This window comes from Pseudarthrobacter sp. efr-133-R2A-89 (assembly GCF_030209315.1).
Taxonomy (GTDB): domain Bacteria; phylum Actinomycetota; class Actinomycetes; order Actinomycetales; family Micrococcaceae; genus Arthrobacter.
In genome coordinates, this window is sequence record NZ_JARVSE010000011.1 from 23,572 (window position 1) to 44,010 (window position 20,439).

The window sequence follows — 20,439 nt, forward strand, 5'->3', positions numbered from 1 at the left end:
AGTCTAGTGCCTTTGGCGGCCGCCCTCCCGATGTGAACAACGGCACGCCACCGGGCGGTGCGATGCTGCCCAACTTCGCGGCTCTCGTGCTAGTTTCACAAGTGATGCATTTCGTCGAACCGTCCCGAGAAGTCCTGGCCGAGACCCTGCTTGCGGCCGGCCCTGATGCGCCCACGCTGTGCAAGGGCTGGCGCACCAGGGACCTTGCCGCGCACCTCTACCTGCGGGAGCGCAAGGCCGCCGTCGGGCTCGGTTTGATCATCAAGCGACTGGCCAAGGCCTCCGACCAGGCCACTGCCAAGCTTGCGGCCAAGCTGACCACCACCGAGGACTACGCCCGGCTGGTCAACACCTTCCGTGCCGGGCCGCCGGCCCTTTCGCCGATGAGCATCAAAGCCCTGGACGAAAGCGCCAACCTGATCGAGTACTTCGTGCACACCGAGGACGTCCGCCGGGCGGTGGACCGGTGGGCGCCACGGGCCTTGGACGAGGCGTACTCTGATGCGCTCTGGGACGAACTGGTCAAGCGTGCCGCCATCCTGTACCGGGGAGTGGACCTCGGCATTGTGCTGGTCCGTCCGTCCGGTCCCCGCCACGTCGCCAAGCGGGCGCCGGTCTCCGTGGCCATCGTGGGTGAGCCGGGCGAACTGCTGATGCACGCGCACGGCCGCACGCGCCACGCCCTGGTCACCTTCGAAGGCCAGCCGGACGCCGTCGCCCTCCTGCAGTCAGCCGAAGTAGGCCTCTGACCCAACTGGGTCGCATTTGTTGCCGTTATGAGCGTTCATACCGACAACAAATGCGAGTCAGTTGGGTTAACGTACTTCGAAGCCTGCCGCGCGGATGGCGTCCTTGACCTGGGACATCATGTCGTCCGGGCCCCAGTGGAAAATCGACGCCGCCAGCACGGCATCCGCGCCGGCAGCAACCGCCGGCGGGAAGTGTGCGGGCTCCCCTGCGCCGCCGGAGGCGATGATCGGCACCCTGACCGCGGCCCGGACCAGCTTGATGAGTTCGAGGTCGAAGCCGTCCTTGGTGCCGTCGGCGTCGATGGAGTTGAGGAGGATCTCCCCCACGCCGCGGTCGGCGGCTTCCTTCGCCCACGCGATGGCGTCAATCCCGGTCCCGGTGCGTCCGCCGTGGGTGGTCACTTCGAATCCCGACGGCGTGGGCCGGGACCCCGGGCGGGTGCGGCGGGCGTCGACGGACAGAACGAGCACCTGGGATCCGAAGTGGCGCGTGATTTCGTCGATGACGTCCGGCCGCGCCACGGCAGCGGTGTTGATGGAGGCCTTGTCGGCGCCGTACCGGAGGAGTTTGTCCACCTCGGCGACGCCCCGGACGCCGCCGCCGACGGTGAGCGGGATGAAGACTTCCTCGGCGGTGCGGCGGACCACGTCGAAGGTGGTCTCGCGGTTTCCGGAGGAGGCCGTGACATCGAGGAAGGTCAGTTCGTCGGCGCCGGCATTGTCGTACCGGTGCGCCAGTTCCACGGGGTCCCCGGCGTCGCGGAGGCCCTCGAAGTTGACGCCCTTGACGACGCGTCCGGCGTCGACGTCGAGGCAGGGAATGACGCGTACTGCTACTGCCATGGGAACTCCTGGATTTTCAGTGCTGCTGAGGGTCGCCGGTGATCAGATGCGGCAGGCGTGGATGCTGCTGACCAGGATGGCGCGGGCGCCGAGGTCGTACAGTTCATCCATGATCCGGTTGGTTTCCTTCTTGGGAACCATGGACCGTACGGCGACCCAGTCCGAGTCCCGGAGCGGCGAGACCGTGGGCGATTCCAGGCCGGGGGTCAGGCCTGCGGCCTTTTCCACGAGTTCCTTGCGGATGTCGTAGTCCATCAGCACGTACTGGCGCGCCACCAGGACACCCTGGAGGCGCCGGATGAGCACCTCGATTTCCTTGGCGGTGCCGTTCGCCGCGCCGCCATTGCCGGTGCGCCGGATCAGGACGGCTTCGGACTTCAGGATGGGCTCGCCGAAAATTTCCATGCCGGCGGCCTTGAGGGTGTTCCCGGTCTCCACGACGTCGGCGATGGCATCCGCGACGCCAAGCCGGACGGAAGACTCAACGGCGCCGTCGAGCCTGACCACCTTGGCGTTGATGCCCCGTTCGGCGAGGTAGTTGCGCAGGAGTCCGTCGTAGCTGGTGGCCAGTCGCTTGCCTTCGAGCTCTGCGGCAGAGCTGAAGTCGCCCACCGGACCGGCAAAGCGGAAGGTGGAGGCGGCGAACCCAAGCGGCAGCAACTCCTCGGCTTCCACCTCGGCGTCCAGAAGGAGGTCGCGGCCGGTGATGCCGACGTCGAGCGTTCCCTGGCCGACGTAGACCGCGATGTCGCGGGGGCGGAGGAAGAAGAACTCGATGTCGTTGTCCGGGTCCACCATGACCAGTTCGCGGCTGTCGCGGCGTTGGCGGTATCCGGCTTCGGAGAGCATGGCGGAGGCGGCTTCTGACAGGGAGCCCTTATTGGGGACGGCTAATCGCAGCATGGGAAATTCTTTCTGGGGTGGAAGGTCTGGATTTTCAGGCAAATGAAGGCCACAGCGGGGCCGGCGGCAGGCGCCGGACCAGTGGCTACAGATGCTTGTAGACGTCTTCCAGGGTCAGGCCTTTGGCGAGCATCAGAACCTGCAGATGGTACAAAAGCTGGGAAATTTCCTCTGCCGCGGCTTCATCGGATTCATATTCGGCAGCCATCCATACTTCGGCTGCTTCCTCAACGACTTTCTTGCCGATGCCGTGAACACCGGACTCCAATTCTGCGACGGTGCGGGAGCCTTCCGGACGGGTGGCTGCCTTCTCGCTGAGCTCAGCGAACAGCGTCTCGAAATTCTTCACGCCCTCCAGCCTACTTGCTGCGGCCGCACGGGCGCTTCCCGGGCCGTTGCATGACGGGCGCGATGTGAGCGAATACACACCGCGCCCGCCACGTGGACATCGGAGTTATGCGTACTGTTTCAGGACCACGGCCGTGGCCAGGGCAGCGGTGACCGCCTCATGCCCCTTGTCTTCCTTGGAGCCGGGAAGTCCTGCGCGGTCCAGGCCCTGCTGCTCGTTGTCGCAGGTGAGCACTCCGAAGCCCACCGGCACCCCGGTGGAAACGCTGACGTCGGTGAGGCCCGACGTCGCGGCCTGGCAGACGTAGTCAAAGTGCGGCGTTCCACCGCGGATCACGACGCCGAGGGCCACCACGGCGTCGAAATGCGGGGCCAGGCGTGCGGCGGCCACCGGCAGCTCGAAACTGCCGGGAACGCGCAGGACGGTGGGTTCGCTGATGCCTGCGTCCTTCGCGGCCCGCAGGGCGCCGTCCAGGAGGCCGTCCATGATCTGCGTGTGCCAGCTGGCTGCCACGATGGCGAGCTTCAGCTGCGAAGTCTCGGCCGGGTTGAGGGTGCTGAGGTCGATGTCGGGGGCGCCGTGTCCGCTCATGGGTGTGTCGTGTTCCGTTCAGTCTTGTTCGTGGTCGTAAGGGGATTCGGGGGCCGGTACGGGCACCGGTGCCACGCTGGTGTCCAGCAGGAGCCGGTGCTCCATCCGGTCCTTCTTGGTGCGCAGGTACCGGATGTTCTGTTCGCGGGAGGGGACCTCGGTGGGGACCATTTCCACCACCTTGACGCCGGCCTGGGCCAGCCTGTTCTGCTTGTCCGGGTTGTTGCTCAGCAGCCGGACCTCGTGCAGGCCCATTTCGGCGAGGATCTGGGCCGCGGCCTTGTAGCACCGCGCGTCAACCGGCAGGCCCAGCTGTTCGTTGGCTTCCACGGTGTCGAAGCCCGCTTCCTGCAGCGCGTAGGCCTTGATCTTGTTGGCGAGACCGATGCCCCGGCCTTCCTGCCCGCGCAGGTAGAGCAGGGTGCCGCCGTTGTCGCGGATCAGTTCCAGCGCGAAGGCAAGCTGTTCCCCGCAGTCGCACCGGTAGGAACCGAAGACGTCGCCGGTGAGGCACTCGGAGTGCAGCCGCACCAGCGGTGCCTTGCCGTCAGTGGGCGCGTTGGGCGAGCTCACGGCCAGGTGCTCCACACCGGTGAGGACGTCGGTCCAGGCCTGGGCCACAAAGTCGCCGAAGGCGGTGGGCAGTTGCACAATGGGACCTCCGCTGACGGGGTAGGTCCCGGCACCGGGTACCGAGTGGTGGTCCCTGTGGCCGTCCTGGTGGCTGTCGTCTCTGGCTGCCGATGCCGTCATGGCTTCTCCTTCTCTTCGCCCGGCGTGACCCGGACCTTCTCGCGCTGGGTTCCCCCGGCCCCGGCTTCAAGATACGCCACCAGGTCCTCGATCGAGATCAGCGGGCACCCATGGTCGGCCGCAAAAGTCCTGAGGCCGTCCAGGCGCATCATTTCACCGTCGTCATACACTACTTCCGCGATCACCCCGACAGGCTCCAGGCCGGCAAGGCGGCACAAGTCCACCGCGGCCTCGGTGTGGCCCTGGCGTTCCCGCACACCTCCCTCAACCGCACGAAGCGGGAAAATATGCCCCGGCCGGGTCACAGAGGCAGGAACCGCGTGCGGGTCCGCCAGGATGCGGGCCGTCAAGGCACGGTCCGTCGCGGAAATTCCCGTGCTCACGCCGGTGGCCGCGTCGCAGGAGACCGTGTAGGCGGTGCCCTTCGCGTCCTGGTTGACGGCCGTCATCGGGGGCAGCTCCAGGGCATCGGCCCGGGCACCCGTCAGCGGCACGCAGATTACGCCCGAGCTGTAGCGGATGGTCCAGCCCATCAGCGCCGGTGTGGCGTGCTGGGCCGCGAAGATGATGTCGCCTTCGTTCTCGCGGTCCTCATTGTCGACCACCAGCACCGGCCGGCCGGCGGCCATGGCGCGCACGGCGTCCTCGATCGGGTCCAGGCCTTTGCCCGGCGCCTGGGCCACCGGCTGGCCGGTGGCCGGGTCTCCGGCGACGGGCGTGTCCAGGTGTACCGCGGCGTTCACCGTGCACCTCCAGCGGTGGCAGCCTCGCCGGCACCGGCCGCGGAGGCCGGTTCGCGGAAGGCCAGCAGCCGTTCGGTGTACTTGGCCAGCACGTCGACTTCCAGGTTCACCCGGCTGCCGGTGTGCTTGGTGCCCAGGCCGGTCTCAGCCAGCGTCGTGGGAATGAGGCCTACCTCAAACCAGGGTTCCTGCTCGGACGCGGGGCTGACGGCAGTAACGGTGAGGGAAACGCCGTCGATGGCGATGGAGCCTTTTTCTGCAATGTAGCGGGCCAGGTTGGCGGGAACGCCGAAGCGCAGCCGCTCCCAGTTGCCTTGGGCTTCCCTTTCCAGCAGGACACCTACGCCGTCCACATGGCCTTGCACCACATGCCCGTCCAATCGGCCGCCGGCGGGGACGCAGCGTTCAAGGTTGACGGAGTCGCCGGCAGCGAGTTCGCCGATGGTGCTCCGGAGCAGTGTTTCGCCCATGACGTCGACGCTGAACTCCTTGCCGTCAATGGCGGTGGCCGTGAGGCAGACCCCGTTGACGGCGATCGAACCGCCAAGTGCCAGGCCCTCCGTGGACCCGGGTGCGTGGAGCCGGACGGTGGCGCTGGTGTCGCCGTCGCGCTCAACGGACAGCACCTGCCCCTGCTCGGCGATAATTCCGGTGAACATCAGCGGCCTCCCTGGGCTTGCTCCGCGGTACCGCGGGTTGGTTGGTGGTCCAGTGCAACTCTGCGTTGCGGTCTTAGGTGAAGTCTCAGGTCCCGGCCGAGCGTCCGCACGGCGCCGCCGTCGGACTGGTCCCATTCCCATTGCTGGGCGTCGGCAAGGGTGGTGATGCCCAGCCCGTCCAGGGCCGGGGTGCCCGAGCCCAGCAAAGTGGGGGCGAGGTACATGATCAGTTCATCAACGAGCCCGGCCGAGAGGAATGAGCTGAGGATCCGTGATCCTCCCTCCACCATGATGTGGCGGGCGCCTGCGTCGTACAGCATGGACAGGGCTTCGGCGGGGTCGCGGGTGGGCAGGTGGACGGCCAGGCCGTCATCGCCGCGGATTGCTGCGTCGTCGGGAATGTCCCGGAGCCCCATGACGGCCCGTACGGGCTGTTTGGCGGCCAGCCCACCGGAGGGGTTTCGGGCGGTCAGGCGCGGGTTGTCCACCAGCACGGTCTGCGTGCCCACCAGGATGGCATCGATGCGTCCGCGGATCCCGTGGTTGTCCGCCAGCGATTCCGGGCTGGAGATCCACTGGCTGGTGCCGTCTTCGGCAGCGATCCTGGCGTCCAGGGTTTGTGCGATGTGCAGCGTGACGAAGGGCCGCTTGGCCGCGACGGCCTCAAACCATTGCCGGTTCAGGTCCAGCGCTTCCTCGGCGCCGAGGCCGCTGCGGACACTTACCCCGGCGGCGCGGAGGGTGGCTGCTCCCCCGGCGGCAGGGTCATGAGGGTCGTCGATGGCGTAGACCACGTCGGTGATCCCCGCGGCGATGATCGCTTCCGTGCACGGCCCGGTGCGGCCCACGTGGTTGCAGGGTTCGAGCGTGACCACCATGGTGCAGCCGGAGAGGTCCATGCCGACGGCGGCAGCCTGGGCTATGGCGTCGGCTTCGGCGTGGGCGGTGCCGGCACCGCGGTGGTGGCCGGTGACCAGGTGGCGGCCGTCGGGGCCGATGACGACGGCACCCACCAACGGATTGGCGCCGCGCGGACCCCGCAGGGCTGCCTCGAGGGCTTCCTCCATGGCCCGGATTTCATCCGTGCTGAAGGCTGTGACTACTCCGGCGGCTGGTTTCAGTTCAACTGCACCGCTCATGCGGCGGCCGTCGGGGAGTTGGTGCCTGCCGTGGAAGCAGCAGGGCTTGTGGCGTTGAAGAGCCATCGCTGGGGGTTCATTCGTGTCGTTCCTTCCCTCTCGAACCGCGATGGCTCCGGGGATATACGACAGCAGAACGCTGCGGAGCCCAAAGGCCCGCAGATACAGCTGTACGTGCTTCTCTCATCCAGACTTTAACTGTCGGTACCGGAATTCCACCGGTTCAACCGTCTGCCGGGTCCCTGTGGAAAGGGCACCGGCTCGCGGGTCGCGGACTGTCACCGCCGGTTCGGACTTACACCGACCCCGGAGCACGTATGTGTGTTGTTATTGTGCCACAACCGGCAGGGGCAGCCGGTTATTCCGTCGCCGCACGTAACGTCCGGCTGGCCTTTGCACGGAGCAGCTCGATGGCTGCGGCCGGATCCTCCGCACCGTAGACCGCGGAGCCGGCGACGAAGACGTTGGCGCCGGCTTCGGCGGCGCGGGCGATGGTGTCCTCCGAAATACCGCCGTCCACCTGGATGGCGACTCCCAGTCCCGAACCGTCCACCGCTTCCCGGGCCCTGCGGATCTTGGGCAGCGTGATATCCAGGAAAGCCTGGCCGCCGAAGCCCGGTTCCACGGTCATGATCAGCAGCATGTCCAGTTCCGGCAGCATGTCCAGGTACGGTTCAACCGCCGTGGCCGGCCGCAAGGCCATCCCGGCCTTGGCGCCCCTGCTGCGCAGTTCCCGCGCGAGCTTGATGGGGGCGATGGAGGCCTCGGCGTGGAAGGTGACCGAGGCGAGCCCGGCGTCGGCGAACCCGGGCGCCCAGCGGTCGGCATCGGCAATCATCAGGTGCGCATCCAGCGGAACGGGGCTGACCACCTGGATCCGCTGCACGACCGGCAGCCCAAGGGTGAGGTTGGGGACGAAGTGGTTGTCCATCACGTCCACGTGCACGGCGTCGGCGTTGCTGATCCGCTGGAGTTCGGCCTCAAGGTTGACGAAGTCGGCGGAGAGGATGCTCGGGTTGATGCAGCATTGCGCCACGGAAGTGCCTTTCGCTGAAGGTGTGGGGGTGTTGCCGGGAGTGTCCCTGCCCTGGCAGGGACACTCCGGGTCAGGATGTCTTTTTGATGAGGGCCAGGAACATGGCGTCGGTGTGGTGGACATGGGGCCAAAGCTGGGCGGTCAACTCATGTCCGGCGCCAAGGTTGCCGGTGAGGCTGACCGCGTCCAGGGCGGCGCCGGCATCAAGGAGCTCAAGGTCGTCGCGTTTCCGGAGTGCGTCAGCCACGACGGCGGTGGTTTCCGCCGGATGCGGCGAACAGGTCACGTAGGCAACGACTCCCCCGGGACGGACCGCTGCCAGCGCGGATGCCAGCAGCTCACGCTGCAGCGGGCCGAGGTCCGCGATGTCCTTGGGTGAGCGCCGCCACCGGGACTCCGGACGGCGGCGCAGCGCTCCCAGGCCCGTGCACGGGACGTCCACGAGGACGCGGTCGAAACCGCCGGGCTGCTCCGTTCCGACATCGCGGCCGTCTCCGGTGCGGACCTGCCAGCTCTCGTGCGGCACCGCGGCCAGGGCCTGGCCCACGAGCTTTGCCCGGTGCGGCGCCGGTTCGTTCGCCAGGAGCGTGGCGCCGCGCTGGTGGGCCAGGGCCCCCAGCAATGCCGCCTTCCCGCCAGGCCCCGCACAAAGATCAAGCCACGCCTCCGGGGAAACGGCCGCAGTTGGCCCGCCAGCGGCATCCGCCGCCGGGCCAAGGTCGACGGCGGCAAGCGCCCTGGCCACCAATTGGGAACCGACGTCCTGCACGCGGGTGGTTCCGGCCCGGACAGAGGCCAGGCGGCCCAGGTCCCCGCCGCTGGACAGCGCGGATCCCTCCACCAGTTCACCGGGCCTGGCACCGGTTTCCAGGGCTTCCTCCAGGCTCCCGAGCCCGGGCAGCGCCACCAGGTTGACCACGGGTGCCGCATTGTCAGCTTCGAGCAGCGCGTTGATCTCGGTGACGGGGCGGCCGTGCGCCACCAGCGATTGCCGCATGGCCCGGACAATCCATTCCGGGTGGGCGTACCGCAGCGACGCGATCTTCGTGTCGTCGGTTTCGCCCGCCACCAGAAGGTCCAGCCATTCATCAAGGGTGCGGGCCGTGACCTTGCGCAGGACTGCATTGATCAGTGCCGAAGGGCCTGCACCGATGACGGCGCGGGCCAGTCCAACCGTTTGGTCCAATGCCGCATGGGCCGGGACCCTCATGGCCAGCAGCTGGTGGACGCCGATCCGGAGGGCGTCGAGGACGGCCGGATCAAGCTGGTCAAGCGGCCTGTCCACGCACCGGGCCAGGATGGCGTCGTAGGTGCCTTGGCTGCGCAGCGCACCGTAGCTCAACTCGGTGGCGAAGCCGGCGTCCCGCTTGTCCAGGTGGTGGTGCCGGATCCGTGCGGGCAGCACCAGGTTGGCGTAGGCATCCTCCTGTGCGACGGCGCGCAAAACCTCGAAGGCCACCAGCCGTGCGGGGTCGGCGCGCCGGGTCCGCTGCGACGGCGCCTGCTCGGTGAAGCTCCGTTGCGGCCCGCGGTTGCGTTCCCGTCCCTTGGCGTTCCGCCGGCTGGCATCGCCGGAACCACCGCTGCCTCGACCGCGGCCGCCGGAAACGCCGCTGCCGCCTTGGCCGTTCCGCCCGGCGTTCCCCCGCCCTCCGGGCCTACCCTGGCCGCCCGGGTTTTCTCCGGAACCGCTCATTCGAACACCACGCCCTCCATAGAAGCCATCCCGCGCGCCCAGTCGGCGGCAGCCATCATTTTCTTGCCGGCGGGCTGGATCCGGGTGAGTTCCACCGCGTGCGATCCCGTTCCCACCATGACGCTCTTTCCCTGGACGGACACCGACCCCGGCGCCAGGCCGGCAACATCCGGCCGGAGCCGGACCGGCTCAAGCTTGATCCGCTGGCCATCCAGCATGGTCCAGGCTCCCGGCTCGGGGGTGACGCCGCGCGCCTGCCTGCTGATGGCAAGCGCCGGGTGGGCCCAGGTGAGTCGGCCGTCGTCCAAGGTCAGCTTCGGGGCGAGGGTGACATCGCCCGTTTGCGGCTGCGGCACCGCTTGTCCGGCGTCGATGGCGGACAGTGTCTGGGCCAGCAGGACCGCTCCGCTGCGCGACAGCCGCTCGAGCAGGTCGCCCGCGGTGTCGTTGGCGCCCACCGGCTCGGTCAGCGTCCCGAAGACGGGACCGGTATCGAGCCCCTCTTCAAGCCGGAAGGTGACGGCACCGGTGAGGTCGTCTCCGGCCATCACGGCCCGCTGCACCGGCGCTGCTCCACGCCACGCCGGCAGCAGGGAGAAGTGCAAGTTGACCCAGCCGTGGCGGGGCACGGCCAACGCGGCCGGCGGGACCAGGCCGCCGTAGGCAACGATGGCTGCCACGTCAGGCGCGGCAGCCGAGATGCGTGCGGTGGTGCCGGCGTCCACCTTGGCCGCGTGGATGATATCGATGCCCAGCTCAGCCGCGCGCCGGGCAACCGGGGAGGGCGTCAGCACGCGCTTGCGCCCCAGCGGCGCATCGGGGCGGGTCAGGACTGCGACGACCTCAAAGCCGGCGTTGACCAGGGCATCGAGCGAGGGAACGGCGACTGCCGGAGTACCGGCAAAGAGGACCCTCATTCGGCGTTGCCAAAGCTGCCGGGGGCACCAAAACTTGTGCCGCCGAAGCTGGACCCGACGCTCTTGGCGCGCTTGGCCGTGGTGCGTTCGGCGACGGCGTCGTAATTGGCATTGCGGATGGAGCGCAGCGCTGCCTTCCGGTCTTCACCCTCCAGCCGGTCGGTGTAGAGGATGCCGTCCAAGTGGTCGTTTTCATGCTGGAAGCACCGCGCCAGCAGACCCTCGCCGTCGACCGTCACCGGATTGCCGTGCATGTCGACGCCGGTGACCCGGGTGGTGCGGAAACGGCGGACCGGGAAGCCGAGGCCGGGGATGGACAGGCAACCCTCCACCTGGTCCGGTTGGTAGTCCTCGCTGTTCTCCAACACCGGGTTGATGATGTGGCCCTCCACGCCGTCAATGCGGTAGGTGAAGACACGCTTGCTGACGCCGACCTGCGGCGCGGCAAGGCCGGCGCCTTCCACATCCTCCATGGTCTCGGTCATGTCGGCGACCAGTTTGGCAAGCTCGGGTCCGAATTCCGTCACGGGATCGGCCACGGTGCGGAGCACGGGATCCCCGATGATGCGGATATTCAGGATAGCCATGCGCAGTTATTCCTCACGGTTGGCGGCAAAGGGAACCTGTCCAGTTTAGGTGCAGTCCCCCGCCGCTCGGCTCGGTCCTAGGCGGTACGGGCGGCCTGTGCCAGCGGCGGCGGCGCGATGGGCAGCAGCGCCGTGCCGGCGCTGAGGGTGTCCGCGGACAGTTCCCACACCCGGCGCAAGGCGCAGAACTTCCACCAGTGGTGCTTGAGGACTTCGGGATTGGCACGGACCGGACGCACCTCGGTTACACCGATGGCGACAGCCAGCAGGACCGGGTTGTCGCCATATTTCCAGGGCTCCCAGGTTCCGGCCTCCGCATCCACCAGGCTTTCCTCCGCCTTCATGCCGGCAACCAGCTGCATGACCACCTTGTCATCGAGCGGTTTGACCAGTCCGTCGCGGGTGGTGCCCTTGGTTTTGTAGTCGATCAGGCAGACTCGTCCGTTGATCCGGGCCACCAGGTCAAGGGTGCCTGCATAGCCCACCGTATTGTTCCAGACCGTGATCTCGGGGGCGATGGGCTCCACCCGGAAGAGCTCCCACCACTCGTCAAAGCGGACGGCGAAGGCTTCTTCCCCGTTCGCGGCCAGGGCCTCGCGGGCTTCCTTCATGGTGTGCGGGCGGCCCAGCGCGCGGAGCGCCACCTGCTCGCAGTAGTTGTGGACCCGGTCCCCCCGCCTGGCGGCGTCGTCCCGGTAGGTCTCGGCTGCCTTCGCCGCGCGGTTGACGGCCTGCTTGATTTTCGCCGGACTCCCCAGGCAGTCCGCGAGCAGGGGGTCGTTCGCCAGGCTGCTGGCACCCATGTATCCGAACCAGCCGTCCAGGCCGTGCGGCTGCTGGCTGATGACGGTGGTGATGGACGGCACGGAAAACTGTTCAGACGTGGACCGTGCGTACATCCGGCCGTATTCAGTAGCGTGGGCAAGAAGCGGATCAGTCATACAAAAGACTCTTTCACAGGGGGCCGACAAAATCTCCGGACGCTGGATCCGAACGCAAAAAAGGTCCGTCTCCGCTGCGTATGAGCGGAAACGGACCTTTGCGGTGGGCGATACTGGGTTCGAACCAGTGACCTCTTCGGTGTGAACGAAGCGCGCTACCACTGCGCCAATCGCCCCGATGCATTTGAATGCTAGCCGACCTTCCGGACATTTCAAAAATCGGCTTCCCGAGGCAGGACGCATGCCCGGGGGTCGGGGGCTGGGCACTGCTTCCGTCCCCCTCGAGAGAGGCCCGGGTCGAGGTGGACGGTGGGCCCGCGGAACCTATGCGCGGCAAACGCACCATGGTGGAGGCACCAGGGTGAGCCCCCGCGGCCGCTTCCGCCGGATCCCGGCCACGGTCGAATTACACGCTTGTAAGTCACAAAATCCGCGTCATGACGCCGAAGCGGAGCCGCATGACCATTGCCGGCCGGAGGCAATTTGGAGAATCCCGGAACCTCCTATATTGTTTTTACTCGTTGGAACGCGAGGAAATGCCGGAAACGGCAGGGAATCAAGCCTCCAAAATGCGGACGTAGCTCAGCTGGTAGAGCACCACCTTGCCAAGGTGGATGTCGCGAGTTCGAATCTCGTCGTCCGCTCGCAGGACACTGTCACAGCAAATATTCTTCGGAATTGACGCTAACACGGTGGGTTGGCCGAGAGGCGAGGCAGCGGCCTGCAAAGCCGTATACACGGGTTCGAATCCCGTACCCACCTCGGTGAAAACCATGGTTTCCGGGTTACCGGAGGCAATGGGCGATTGGCGCAGCGGTAGCGCGCTTCCCTGACACGGAAGAGGTCACTGGTTCGATCCCAGTATCGCCCACTCGGCAAGGAAACTTGCCGGCAGTACCACCGGAATATCCGGGACAAGCTGCAAAATGCGGACGTAGCTCAGCTGGTAGAGCACCACCTTGCCAAGGTGGATGTCGCGAGTTCGAATCTCGTCGTCCGCTCTCTTTTATCCCATACCGGTCTTCCGGTTCCGGGCGATTGGCGCAGCGGTAGCGCGCTTCCCTGACACGGAAGAGGTCACTGGTTCGATCCCAGTATCGCCCACACTTATGCAGCAGCTCTCCGGAGCTGCTTTTTTGTTGCCCGGGGATACGCTGCGGGCGAACGGGATTTCCTTGGCATGCCTTCCCGCCGCGGCTAGGATCGATTGCGCGAGGAGCGACCTGGCTCCGCGATCGAAGGGAGGTGCTCGTGGGTTTACTTGACGATCTAAAGGGCAAGGCTCAGGGTCTGATCCAAGGCAACGAGCAAGCCATCAAGGACGGCATCACCAAGGCCGGCGATTTCGTCGACACCAAGACCGGCGGCAAGTACGCGGGCCACGTCGACAAAATCCAGGATGGCGCTTCCAAGCTCGTTGACAAGAACGGAACTCCCGGCCAGGCACCTGCCGCCGGGCCGGTTCCCCCGGTTGCTCCTGAAACCCCGGTTCCGCCGGCTGACAGGACGCCGTAGAGGATTTGGCCAGGGGCCCTTGCCCCGGCACGTCAAGGAGGTGCAGGTCCCGCCGGGAGGCGGCACCTGCACCTTTGTCGTTTAAAGGGCGGGCCCCCGCTGCGGGCAACCCGTGGAGCACCGAATTCCTGGTTGGCCGCGCCACGCCGGTAACCTGCCGGTATGCCAAAGTCCGCAGCATCTCCCAAAACAGCCCCCGGTGGGCGGTCCCGGCTGGATTCCCGGCCGGTGGCCGCCGGAATCGTCACGGCGCTGGTGGGCTTCACGTCGTCATTTGCTGTGGTCCTCGCCGGCCTGAGGGCGGTGGGTGCCGATCCTGCCCAGGCTGCATCCGGTCTGCTGGCGGTCACGCTCGCCGTCGGGCTTGGTGTGCTGCTGCTTGCCTGGCGCTCCCGGGTTCCAGTGACGCTGGCATGGTCAACGCCGGGCGCCGCTTTGCTGGCAGCTTCGGGAACGCCCGACGGCGGCTGGCCGGCCGCCGTCGGGGCCTTCCTCGTAGCGGGGGTACTGCTGGCACTGACCGGACTGGTGCCCTCGCTCGGCCGGCTGATGGCAGCCATTCCGCCCACGCTTGCGCAGGCGATGCTGGCAGGTGTCCTGCTTCAGTTGTGCCTGGCGCCCTTCAAGGCGTTGGGCACGGTTCCATTGTTTGTTGCCCCCGTGGTCCTGTGCTGGCTGGTGATGATGAAGTTCGCTCCCCGGTGGGCCGTGCCGGCCGCCCTGCTGGTCGCCGTGCTGGTGATCGGGATCCACGTCGCGGCCGGCGGGACTGCCCTCGGCACGGCGACCCTCATGCCCACCCTGGTGTGGACCACACCCGCCTTCACCCTGCAGGCTTTGGTGGGCATCGCGATCCCGTTGTTCGTGGTGACCATGGCATCGCAGAACGTCCCCGGGGTGGCAGTCCTGCGGTCGTTCGGATACGAAACCCCGTGGCGGCAGGCCATGCTGGTGACGGGTGCGGGGACCGTCCTGGGGGCACCGTTCGGCGGCCACGCCATCAACCTTGCAGCGCTCAGCGCCGCCCTTGCCGCAGGCGAGGAAGCGGGCGCGGACCGGAGCAGGCGCTGGATCGCCGGTTTCGTGTCCGGCCCCGCGTACCTGCTGTTGGCCGCGTTTTCCGCTACCCTGGTGGCCGTGGTGGGTGCGGCACCGGCGGGGATGCTGGAAGCCGTGGCCGGGCTCGCCCTGCTGGGGACCCTCGCCTCGGCGGTGTCGGCCGCGTTGGCGGACCCGGAAGACAGGATTGCTCCCGCGGTCACCTTCCTGATGGCGGCGTCCGGCCTGGCCTTCGCCGGAATCGGATCCGCATTCTGGGCGCTCCTTGCCGGTCTGGCGGTGCGGGCGGTGCTGGTTCCACGGCGGCGGACCGCCCCGGAGGGGACCGGAAGTTAGGAGGGTTCGTGGTTCTGGCCTTCACGGGCCAGCGCGGTGAGGCGGGACACGGCACGGAAGTACTTCTTCATGTATCCGCCGGTCATCATTTCCTCGGTGAACAGCTTGTCGAACGGGACACCGCTGGCCAGGATGGGAACGTCCTTGTCGTAGAGCCGGTCCGCCAGGACGACGAACCGCAGCGCCACGGCCTGCTCGCTGATGGTTTCCACGTTCCGCCACACCACGCCGTCGATGCCGTCGATCAGTTGCCGGTAGCGGCTGGGGTGCACGCCTGCCAGGTGGTGGATCAGGGTGGCGAACTCATCCTGCGCCACTGTCTTGCCGTCGAACTCCGCTTTCATGTGCGTGTTCAGTTCGCTGTTTTTCAGCGGGGCCGGGGCAGCGGGAAGGCCGCGGTGCCGGAAGTCCTCGCCGTCGATGCGGATGACCTCGAACTGGTCAGCAAGCACCTGGATCTCGCGCTGGAAGTCCACCGCCGCAAAACGGCCGTCGCCCAAGGAGCCGGGGAGGGTGTTGGACGTGGCCGCGAGCTTGACGCCGGCGTCGGCCAGTTCCCGCATGAGCCGGGACATCAGGACGGTGTCGCCCGGATCGTCGAGTTCGAATTCGTCGATGCAGACCAGCTTGTAGCTGCTCAGTGCTTCCACGGTCTTGCGGAAGGACAGGGCGCCCACCAGGTTGGTGTACTCCACGAACGTGCCAAAGGCCTTGGGACCGGGCGCGGCGTGCCAGAGCGATGCGAGCAGGTGGGTCTTGCCCACGCCGAATCCACCGTCGAGGTAGATGCCCGCCCTGGATTCGTCCTTCTTGCCGAAGAGCTTCTTGAACAGCCCTCCCCCATTGCCCGCTCCCACGCCGCCGGCGAATTCCTCAAGGGCGCGCACTGCTGCGGCCTGGCTTGGCTGCTTTGGGTCGGGGCGGTAGCTCGAAAAGGAAACCTCCCCGAACCGCGGCGATGGGTAGAAGCCCTTGAGGAGCTCGTCCACCGAAACTGCCGGCGTACGGGCGGCAAGCTGTTCGATCTGTACCAAGGTGGTCCGTTCTGCTCGTGGTTTGTCCCCAGAAAGGATACCGGCAACCGGGACCGCACCCGGGGTGGGCGTTATGCCCGCCACGGCCGCGTGACCAAGCCAACATTTCGTCCTGTTAACGGAATACGGACAACGCCGGGGGCGCTGGCTAGGGTGGGAACAGGTTCCAATGCCGGTCCCACGGTTTTCCGTGCCCTTAGTGAAAGGCCAACGCCATGCCCTACCCGGTTGAACAGAATGAGAAGTTCGCAGCCTATGCCCACCCCGAGCGGCTCGTTTCCACGGAGTGGCTGGCCGCCGCCATCGAAGGCGGCGCGGTAGCCAACGGCGAGCTCATCGTGGTCGAATCCGACGAGGACGTGCTGCTGTACGAAACCGGTCATATCCCCGGTGCCGTCAAGATCGACTGGCACACGGACCTGAACGACGACGTCTCCCGCGACTACGTCAATGGCGCAGCTTTCGCCGAACTCGCGGCGTCGAAGGGCATTTCCCGGGACAGCACCGTGGTGATCTACGGCGACAAGTCCAACTGGTGGGCCGCGTACGCCCTGTGGGTGTTCACGCTGTTCGGCCACCAGGACGTACGGCTGCTCGACGGCGGCCGTGACAAGTGGGTTGCCGAGGGCCGCGAACTGACCAGGGACAAGCCCTCCCCCGCGCCTGGCAGCTACCCGGTGGTGGAGCGCGAGGATGCACCCATCCGCGCGTTCAAGGACGATGTCCTGGCCCACCTGGGCAAGCCGCTGATCGATGTCCGTTCCCCCGAGGAATACACCGGCCAGCGCACGCACATGCCGGCCTACCCGGAGGAGGGCGCCCTGCGCGGCGGCCACATCCCCACTGCCGCATCCATCCCGTGGGCCCGTGCGGCCGCCGAGGACGGGACCTTCCGCAGCCGCGAGGAACTCGAAGCCATTTACCTTGGCGAGGCCGGGCTGGCCGAGGGCGACGATGTGGTGGCGTACTGCCGGATCGGCGAGCGGTCCAGCCACACCTGGTTCGCCCTGAAGTACCTCCTGGGCTTCGAGACCGTCCGCAACTACGACGGTTCCTGGACGGAATGGGGCAACGCCGTCCGCGTGCCGATCGTCAAGGGCGCCGAGCGCGGTTCCGTTCCGGTCGGCGTCGGGGCCTGACGGCCGGCGTGCCCGCGTAGACTTGGAACGATGACTACTCAAGCTCTGCCCACCGCCCTGGCGGCGATCGTGGACGATTTCCAGGCCCTGTCCGAACCCGAGCGGCTCCAGCTGCTGCTGGAGTTCTCGGAGGGGTTGCCTGAACTGCCCGACCGCCTCAAGGACCACCCTGAACTCCTTGAGCAGGTGGTGGAGTGCCAGTCACCGCTGTTCCTCACCATCGAGACGGAGAAGACCGACGACGGCCCGGCCGGCGTGGTGCACCTCTACTTCAAGGCCCCGGCAGAGGCTCCCACCACGCGGGGGTTTGCCGGTGTGCTGCACGAGGGCCTGGATGGCTTGTCCGCCGGGGAAATCCTGTCCGTCCCCGATGACATGCCGGAACTGCTGGGCCTCACCCGGGCCATCACCCCGCTCCGCATGCGGGGCATGACGGCCATGCTGGGCCGGATCAAGCGCAAGGTGGCCGCCGCTTCACGCCTCCACGGCTGACCGCGTCCACCCGATGGCGCGAAAGAATGCTTTCCAGGGAACCCCGGCCACCGCGGCACTGACCGCGGCCGGGGTTCCCTTTGTGCTGCACCCGTACAACCATGACCCAGGCGCAGGCAGCTACGGCGCAGAGGCAGCCGCCGCCCTGGGAATCGATCCGTCCAAGGTTTTCAAGACCCTGATGGTGGACGTGGAGGGGAGGCTTGCCGTGGGCATCGTGCCGGTCAGCGGAACCCTCGACCTCAAGGCAATGGCCTCGGCGCTCGGGGCAAAGAAAGCATCCATGGCTGATCCCGCTGCCGCCCAGCGGCGCACCGGCTATGTCCTGGGCGGCATTTCGCCCCTCGGCCAGCGTCTGTCCTCCCCCGTTGTCCTGGATTCGAGCGCTCTGGCAATGGCGACCCTGCTGGTCTCCGGCGGCAGGCGCGGACTGGACATCGAACTGGCGCCCGCGGACCTGATCCGGCTCACGAACGCCGTGGCAGCTCCCATCAGCTCCGTCACTTCCGGACATCCCGCGCCTTAGCCGGGCGGGCGCTGCCCGGAACGGCCGGTGAAGTGGTCCATGGTCTGGTTGACCCCCAACACGTCCATGATTCGGTCGAAGGCACCGACCGGAAGGATCCGCAGCACGGGCAGCAGGTTGACGACCGGCGGCAGGAACAGCTTGCGGCGGCCGGCCTCGATGGCGTCCAGGACGCGGCTTGCAACCTGCTCTTCCTTGAGGATGGGCAGGATCAGCGGCCACCGGGTGCGGACGCCGTCGAACATCCCGGTGTCAATGTAATAGGGGCAGACCACCAGGGTGTTCACCGGCGTGTGCGCGGCCCGGAGCTCAGCGCGGAGGGACTCGTCGAAGCCGAACGCGGCGAACTTGCTGGCAGAGTAGTCCGTCTGCCGGGCAACTCCCACCAGGGCCGCGGCGCTGGCGACGGTCACCACGGTTCCACGGCGCCGGCTTACCATGCCGCCAAGGAACGCGCGCGTGACCCAGTACAGGGACAGGACGTTGACCTGCATGGTCCGTTCGATGTCCTGGTCCGCGGCCTCCAGGAGCCTCCTGCCGCTGACCACGCCGGCGTTGTTGACCACAATGTCCACGGGCCCTGCCAGCTCTGCGGCAGCCTTGACGGCCTGGTTGTCGGTGACATCCACGGCCTGTGCTTCGGCGGAGCCGCCGGCGGCGCGGATTTCGTCCCTGACTGCTGCACCTCGTTCGGCGTCAATGTCCCAGATCACCACCCGGCTCCCGCGTCCGGCGGCACCGAGCGCCAGGCGCCGGCCGAGCCCGCGCCCGCCTCCCGTGACCAGCAGCGTTGCACCGGAAAGCCGGGTTCCTTTGGCCATGTCAGTCCTCCTGGGATTTCGGCGCCACGGACAATGTCCTAGCGGCCTCTGGGGAGTCGGCCCATCAGGGTGATGGCCCGTTTCATGATGCGGGCGTATGCCTTGTTCGACGTCCCCGCAGCCGGAGCCACCCGCAGCAGCCGCTGCACCGCAATGGTCTGCTGCTCGGTGTACTTCAGCATGCCTTCCCGGCCGTGGCGGCGCCCTGCCCCGGAATCCTTCATGCCGCCGATCGGTGCGTCATGGGAGGCCCAGGTGGCGGCATAGCCTTCGTTGACGTTGACTGTGCCCGTCATCAGCCGGCGGCCAACCTCTTCGCCGTGGCTGGCGGACCAGACACTGGCGTTCAGGCCGAAGTCGGAGTCGTTGGCCAGGGCGACTGCTTCGTCGTCGTCGGCCGCCCGGTAGATGGCAACTACCGGACCGAACGTTTCTTCGCGGGCCATGAGCATGTCATCGGTCACGCCTGCCAGGACGGTGGGTTCGTAGAAAAGCGGCCCCAGGTCAGGCCGCGGGCGGCCGCCGGCGATAAGTTCAGCGCCCTTGGCGAGCGCGTCCTGGACGTGGCGGTCCACCCGATCGACCTGTGCCTGGCTGATAAGCGAGCCCATGCCGATGTCCCAGTCGGGGCCCGCCCCCAGGCGGATGCCCTTCACCCTGGCGGTAAAGGCGGCCACGAAGGGGTCGTGGACTGCCGCGTTCACATAGATCCGTTCAATGCTGACGCACAGCTGGCCGGAGTTTGAGAAGCAGGCGTGCACCGCACCCGCGGCGGCCCGGCCAACGTCCGCATCTGCCAGCACGAGCATGGGATTCTTGCCGCCAAGTTCGGCGGAGAAGCCAATGAGCCGGGCGCTGCACTGCCGGGCGACGGTCTTGCCGGTTTCCGACGATCCGGTAAACATCAGGAAATCGACCTGCCCGATCAGCGCGGGGCCGATCTCCGTACCGGGCCCCGTCACCACCTGGAACAGGGCTGTTGGGAGTCCGGCATCCCGGAGCAGCCTGAGCATCAGGAGGGCCGTGAACGGGGTCTGCGAATCCGGTTTCAGGACAACGCTGTTTCCGGCCAACAATGCAGGAATGGCGTCCGAGACCGCGAGCGTCAACGGATAGTTCCACGGGCTGATGATGCCCACCACGCCCTTGGGCAACAGGTATTCGGTGGTGCGGGTCAGGACCGGCAGTGCGCCCTTCCGGCGGCGCGGCCGGAGGTACCTTTCCGCAGTGCGTGCGTAATAGTCCGCCGTCATCACGACGTCCGCAAACTCTTCGAAGGCGCTCAACCGCGATTTTCCGCTTTCGGCCTGGACCAGGTCCAGGACGTCCTGCTCCCGGTCCAGCAGGAGCTCCCGGAACCGCCTGATGACTTCCCGGCGTTCGGCTACCGGCCTGGCCGCCCAGCCGCGCTGTGCCTCGCGGGCAGTGCCGACCGCCGTTTCGACGTCGGCGGTGCTGCATACCGGGACGTCCCCTACCGGCGAGCCGTCGAACGGTGCATTCGTGGCGTGCCGCGGGCGGCCCGGTGCCGCGGACACCAGCCCTTGCAGTCCGCCGGCCAGCTCCCGGCCCCGGGCGGTCAAGGCGGCGACGCCGTCCGGCGCGCCCATC

Annotated in this window: 22 protein-coding genes, 6 tRNA genes and 1 riboswitch; of the genes, 11 read left to right on the forward strand and 17 right to left on the reverse strand. The window is 67.4% G+C overall.

All coding sequences use genetic code 11. From position 1 onward, the window contains the following. Positions 1-104: 104 nt before the first annotated feature. The gene (locus QRM95_RS18345; RefSeq protein ID WP_026264411.1) at positions 105-749 is read left to right on the forward strand and encodes a TIGR03085 family metal-binding protein; all 645 of its coding nucleotides are present in this window, start codon (positions 105-107) and stop codon (positions 747-749) included. A 66-nt stretch (positions 750-815) separates the two neighbouring features. On the opposite strand, the gene hisF is transcribed toward QRM95_RS18345, so the two are convergent. The 14 genes from hisF to QRM95_RS18415 all read right to left on the reverse strand — a co-directional run bounded on the left by hisF (position 816) and on the right by QRM95_RS18415 (position 12,082). After that, positions 816-1,592 carry an imidazole glycerol phosphate synthase subunit HisF gene (gene hisF / locus QRM95_RS18350; protein ID WP_285248898.1) on the reverse strand — a complete coding sequence of 259 codons (777 nt, stop codon included), beginning with the start codon at positions 1,590-1,592 and terminating at the stop codon, positions 816-818. 42 nt (positions 1,593-1,634) lie between these two features. Beyond that, a complete protein-coding gene (hisG, locus tag QRM95_RS18355) occupies positions 1,635-2,495 on the reverse strand; it encodes an ATP phosphoribosyltransferase (RefSeq protein WP_285248899.1) in 861 nt (286 codons plus the stop codon). Between the two features lie 85 nt (positions 2,496-2,580). Next, the gene (locus tag QRM95_RS18360) at positions 2,581-2,844 is read right to left on the reverse strand and encodes a phosphoribosyl-ATP diphosphatase (protein ID WP_009358176.1); all 264 of its coding nucleotides are present in this window, start codon (positions 2,842-2,844) and stop codon (positions 2,581-2,583) included. Positions 2,845-2,949: 105 nt separating this feature from the next. Further along, positions 2,950-3,435: a 6,7-dimethyl-8-ribityllumazine synthase gene (ribH, locus tag QRM95_RS18365; protein ID WP_109864007.1), complete on the reverse strand. Its 486-nt coding sequence runs from the start codon at positions 3,433-3,435 to the stop codon at positions 2,950-2,952. Positions 3,436-3,453: 18 nt separating this feature from the next. Further along, positions 3,454-4,188, reverse strand: a complete 735-nt coding sequence (ribA, locus tag QRM95_RS18370; protein WP_018761148.1) for a GTP cyclohydrolase II — start codon at positions 4,186-4,188, stop codon at positions 3,454-3,456. Further along, positions 4,185-4,931, reverse strand: a complete 747-nt coding sequence (gene ribB / locus QRM95_RS18375; RefSeq protein WP_018761147.1) for a 3,4-dihydroxy-2-butanone-4-phosphate synthase — start codon at positions 4,929-4,931, stop codon at positions 4,185-4,187. The genes ribA and ribB overlap by 4 nt, the downstream gene beginning before the upstream one ends. Further along, entirely contained in the window at positions 4,928-5,590 is a 663-nt protein-coding gene (locus tag QRM95_RS18380; RefSeq protein WP_018761146.1) for a riboflavin synthase, read from the reverse strand. The genes ribB and QRM95_RS18380 overlap by 4 nt, the downstream gene beginning before the upstream one ends. Further along, positions 5,590-6,729, reverse strand: coding sequence for a bifunctional diaminohydroxyphosphoribosylaminopyrimidine deaminase/5-amino-6-(5-phosphoribosylamino)uracil reductase RibD (gene ribD / locus QRM95_RS18385; protein WP_133832269.1), 1,140 nt, complete (start codon positions 6,727-6,729; stop codon positions 5,590-5,592). Before ribD ends, QRM95_RS18380 begins: the two co-directional genes overlap by 1 nt. A gap of 170 nt (positions 6,730-6,899) precedes the next feature. Further along, positions 6,900-7,048, reverse strand: a riboswitch (FMN riboswitch). 39 nt (positions 7,049-7,087) lie between these two features. Next, a complete protein-coding gene (gene rpe / locus QRM95_RS18390; RefSeq protein WP_018761144.1) occupies positions 7,088-7,765 on the reverse strand; it encodes a ribulose-phosphate 3-epimerase in 678 nt (225 codons plus the stop codon). Between the two features lie 70 nt (positions 7,766-7,835). Then, positions 7,836-9,461 (reverse strand): RsmB/NOP family class I SAM-dependent RNA methyltransferase, encoded by a 1,626-nt coding sequence (locus tag QRM95_RS18395; protein ID WP_285248900.1) that lies wholly within the window; start codon positions 9,459-9,461, stop codon positions 7,836-7,838. Beyond that, positions 9,458-10,378 carry a methionyl-tRNA formyltransferase gene (fmt, locus tag QRM95_RS18400; RefSeq protein ID WP_285248901.1) on the reverse strand — a complete coding sequence of 307 codons (921 nt, stop codon included), beginning with the start codon at positions 10,376-10,378 and terminating at the stop codon, positions 9,458-9,460. The genes QRM95_RS18395 and fmt overlap by 4 nt, the downstream gene beginning before the upstream one ends. After that, complete coding sequence (gene def, locus QRM95_RS18405) at positions 10,375-10,965, reverse strand: peptide deformylase (RefSeq protein WP_018761141.1); 591 nt, start codon at positions 10,963-10,965, stop codon at positions 10,375-10,377. The genes fmt and def overlap by 4 nt, the downstream gene beginning before the upstream one ends. Positions 10,966-11,042: 77 nt before the next feature. Continuing rightward, complete coding sequence (locus tag QRM95_RS18410) at positions 11,043-11,906, reverse strand: PD-(D/E)XK nuclease family protein (RefSeq protein ID WP_285248902.1); 864 nt, start codon at positions 11,904-11,906, stop codon at positions 11,043-11,045. Between the two features lie 104 nt (positions 11,907-12,010). Beyond that, positions 12,011-12,082, reverse strand: a tRNA-Val gene (locus QRM95_RS18415). A gap of 395 nt (positions 12,083-12,477) precedes the next feature. On the opposite strand from QRM95_RS18415, the gene QRM95_RS18420 reads away from it, so the two are divergent. The 7 genes from QRM95_RS18420 to QRM95_RS18450 all read left to right on the forward strand — a co-directional run bounded on the left by QRM95_RS18420 (position 12,478) and on the right by QRM95_RS18450 (position 14,816). Next, positions 12,478-12,550: transfer RNA gene (locus QRM95_RS18420), tRNA-Gly, on the forward strand. Positions 12,551-12,597: 47 nt separating this feature from the next. Then, a tRNA-Cys gene (locus QRM95_RS18425) sits at positions 12,598-12,668 on the forward strand. 37 nt (positions 12,669-12,705) lie between these two features. Then, positions 12,706-12,777, forward strand: a tRNA-Val gene (locus tag QRM95_RS18430). Positions 12,778-12,834: 57 nt separating this feature from the next. Then, positions 12,835-12,907: transfer RNA gene (locus tag QRM95_RS18435), tRNA-Gly, on the forward strand. A 31-nt stretch (positions 12,908-12,938) separates the two neighbouring features. Beyond that, a tRNA-Val gene (locus tag QRM95_RS18440) sits at positions 12,939-13,010 on the forward strand. 147 nt (positions 13,011-13,157) lie between these two features. Continuing rightward, entirely contained in the window at positions 13,158-13,421 is a 264-nt protein-coding gene (locus tag QRM95_RS18445; RefSeq protein WP_285248903.1) for an antitoxin, read from the forward strand. Between the two features lie 162 nt (positions 13,422-13,583). After that, positions 13,584-14,816 (forward strand): benzoate/H(+) symporter BenE family transporter, encoded by a 1,233-nt coding sequence (locus QRM95_RS18450; RefSeq protein ID WP_285248904.1) that lies wholly within the window; start codon positions 13,584-13,586, stop codon positions 14,814-14,816. Here QRM95_RS18450 and zapE read toward each other — a convergent pair. Further along, a complete protein-coding gene (gene zapE / locus QRM95_RS18455) occupies positions 14,813-15,850 on the reverse strand; it encodes a cell division protein ZapE (RefSeq protein ID WP_133832264.1) in 1,038 nt (345 codons plus the stop codon). The genes QRM95_RS18450 and zapE overlap by 4 nt on opposite strands. 215 nt (positions 15,851-16,065) lie before the next feature. Here zapE and QRM95_RS18460 point away from each other — a divergent pair, with 215 nt between their 5' ends. From QRM95_RS18460 to ybaK, 3 genes are read left to right on the forward strand one after another with little or no spacing between them, the layout of a single operon-like run. Continuing rightward, positions 16,066-16,989, forward strand: a complete 924-nt coding sequence (locus tag QRM95_RS18460) for a sulfurtransferase (protein WP_285248905.1) — start codon at positions 16,066-16,068, stop codon at positions 16,987-16,989. Positions 16,990-17,019: 30 nt separating this feature from the next. Continuing rightward, positions 17,020-17,481, forward strand: a complete 462-nt coding sequence (locus tag QRM95_RS18465; protein WP_285248906.1) for a SufE family protein — start codon at positions 17,020-17,022, stop codon at positions 17,479-17,481. 13 nt (positions 17,482-17,494) lie between these two features. Further along, positions 17,495-18,007, forward strand: coding sequence for a Cys-tRNA(Pro) deacylase (gene ybaK, locus QRM95_RS18470; protein ID WP_285248907.1), 513 nt, complete (start codon positions 17,495-17,497; stop codon positions 18,005-18,007). Here ybaK and QRM95_RS18475 read toward each other — a convergent pair. Beyond that, positions 18,004-18,828, reverse strand: a complete 825-nt coding sequence (locus tag QRM95_RS18475) for an SDR family oxidoreductase (RefSeq protein ID WP_285248908.1) — start codon at positions 18,826-18,828, stop codon at positions 18,004-18,006. The genes ybaK and QRM95_RS18475 overlap by 4 nt on opposite strands. Positions 18,829-18,866: 38 nt before the next feature. Next, positions 18,867-20,438, reverse strand: coding sequence for a succinic semialdehyde dehydrogenase (locus tag QRM95_RS18480; RefSeq protein WP_285248909.1), 1,572 nt, complete (start codon positions 20,436-20,438; stop codon positions 18,867-18,869). Between the last annotated feature and the right edge of the window lies 1 nt (position 20,439).

Excerpts from the sequence above, each read along its gene's own strand:
- QRM95_RS18475 (WP_285248908.1), bottom strand. The coding sequence starts at position 18,828 with ATGGCCAAAGGAACCCGGCTTTCCGGTGCAACGCTGCTGGTCACGGGA.
- def (WP_018761141.1), bottom strand. The coding sequence starts at position 10,965 with ATGGCTATCCTGAATATCCGCATCATCGGGGATCCCGTGCTCCGCACC.
- ybaK (WP_285248907.1), top strand. The coding sequence starts at position 17,495 with ATGGCGCGAAAGAATGCTTTCCAGGGAACCCCGGCCACCGCGGCACTG.
- ribA (WP_018761148.1), bottom strand. The coding sequence starts at position 4,188 with ATGACGGCATCGGCAGCCAGAGACGACAGCCACCAGGACGGCCACAGG.
- QRM95_RS18345 (WP_026264411.1), top strand. The coding sequence starts at position 105 with ATGCATTTCGTCGAACCGTCCCGAGAAGTCCTGGCCGAGACCCTGCTT.
- QRM95_RS18395 (WP_285248900.1), bottom strand. The coding sequence starts at position 9,461 with ATGAGCGGTTCCGGAGAAAACCCGGGCGGCCAGGGTAGGCCCGGAGGG.
- QRM95_RS18480 (WP_285248909.1), bottom strand. The coding sequence starts at position 20,438 with ATGGGCGCGCCGGACGGCGTCGCCGCCTTGACCGCCCGGGGCCGGGAG.
- QRM95_RS18450 (WP_285248904.1), top strand. The coding sequence starts at position 13,584 with ATGCCAAAGTCCGCAGCATCTCCCAAAACAGCCCCCGGTGGGCGGTCC.
- QRM95_RS18410 (WP_285248902.1), bottom strand. The coding sequence starts at position 11,906 with ATGACTGATCCGCTTCTTGCCCACGCTACTGAATACGGCCGGATGTAC.
- QRM95_RS18465 (WP_285248906.1), top strand. The coding sequence starts at position 17,020 with ATGACTACTCAAGCTCTGCCCACCGCCCTGGCGGCGATCGTGGACGAT.
- fmt (WP_285248901.1), bottom strand. The coding sequence starts at position 10,378 with ATGAGGGTCCTCTTTGCCGGTACTCCGGCAGTCGCCGTTCCCTCGCTC.
- hisF (WP_285248898.1), bottom strand. The coding sequence starts at position 1,592 with ATGGCAGTAGCAGTACGCGTCATTCCCTGCCTCGACGTCGACGCCGGA.
- ribD (WP_133832269.1), bottom strand. The coding sequence starts at position 6,729 with ATGAGCGGTGCAGTTGAACTGAAACCAGCCGCCGGAGTAGTCACAGCC.
- hisG (WP_285248899.1), bottom strand. The coding sequence starts at position 2,495 with ATGCTGCGATTAGCCGTCCCCAATAAGGGCTCCCTGTCAGAAGCCGCC.
- QRM95_RS18460 (WP_285248905.1), top strand. The coding sequence starts at position 16,066 with ATGCCCTACCCGGTTGAACAGAATGAGAAGTTCGCAGCCTATGCCCAC.
- QRM95_RS18380 (WP_018761146.1), bottom strand. The coding sequence starts at position 5,590 with ATGTTCACCGGAATTATCGCCGAGCAGGGGCAGGTGCTGTCCGTTGAG.
- ribH (WP_109864007.1), bottom strand. The coding sequence starts at position 3,435 with ATGAGCGGACACGGCGCCCCCGACATCGACCTCAGCACCCTCAACCCG.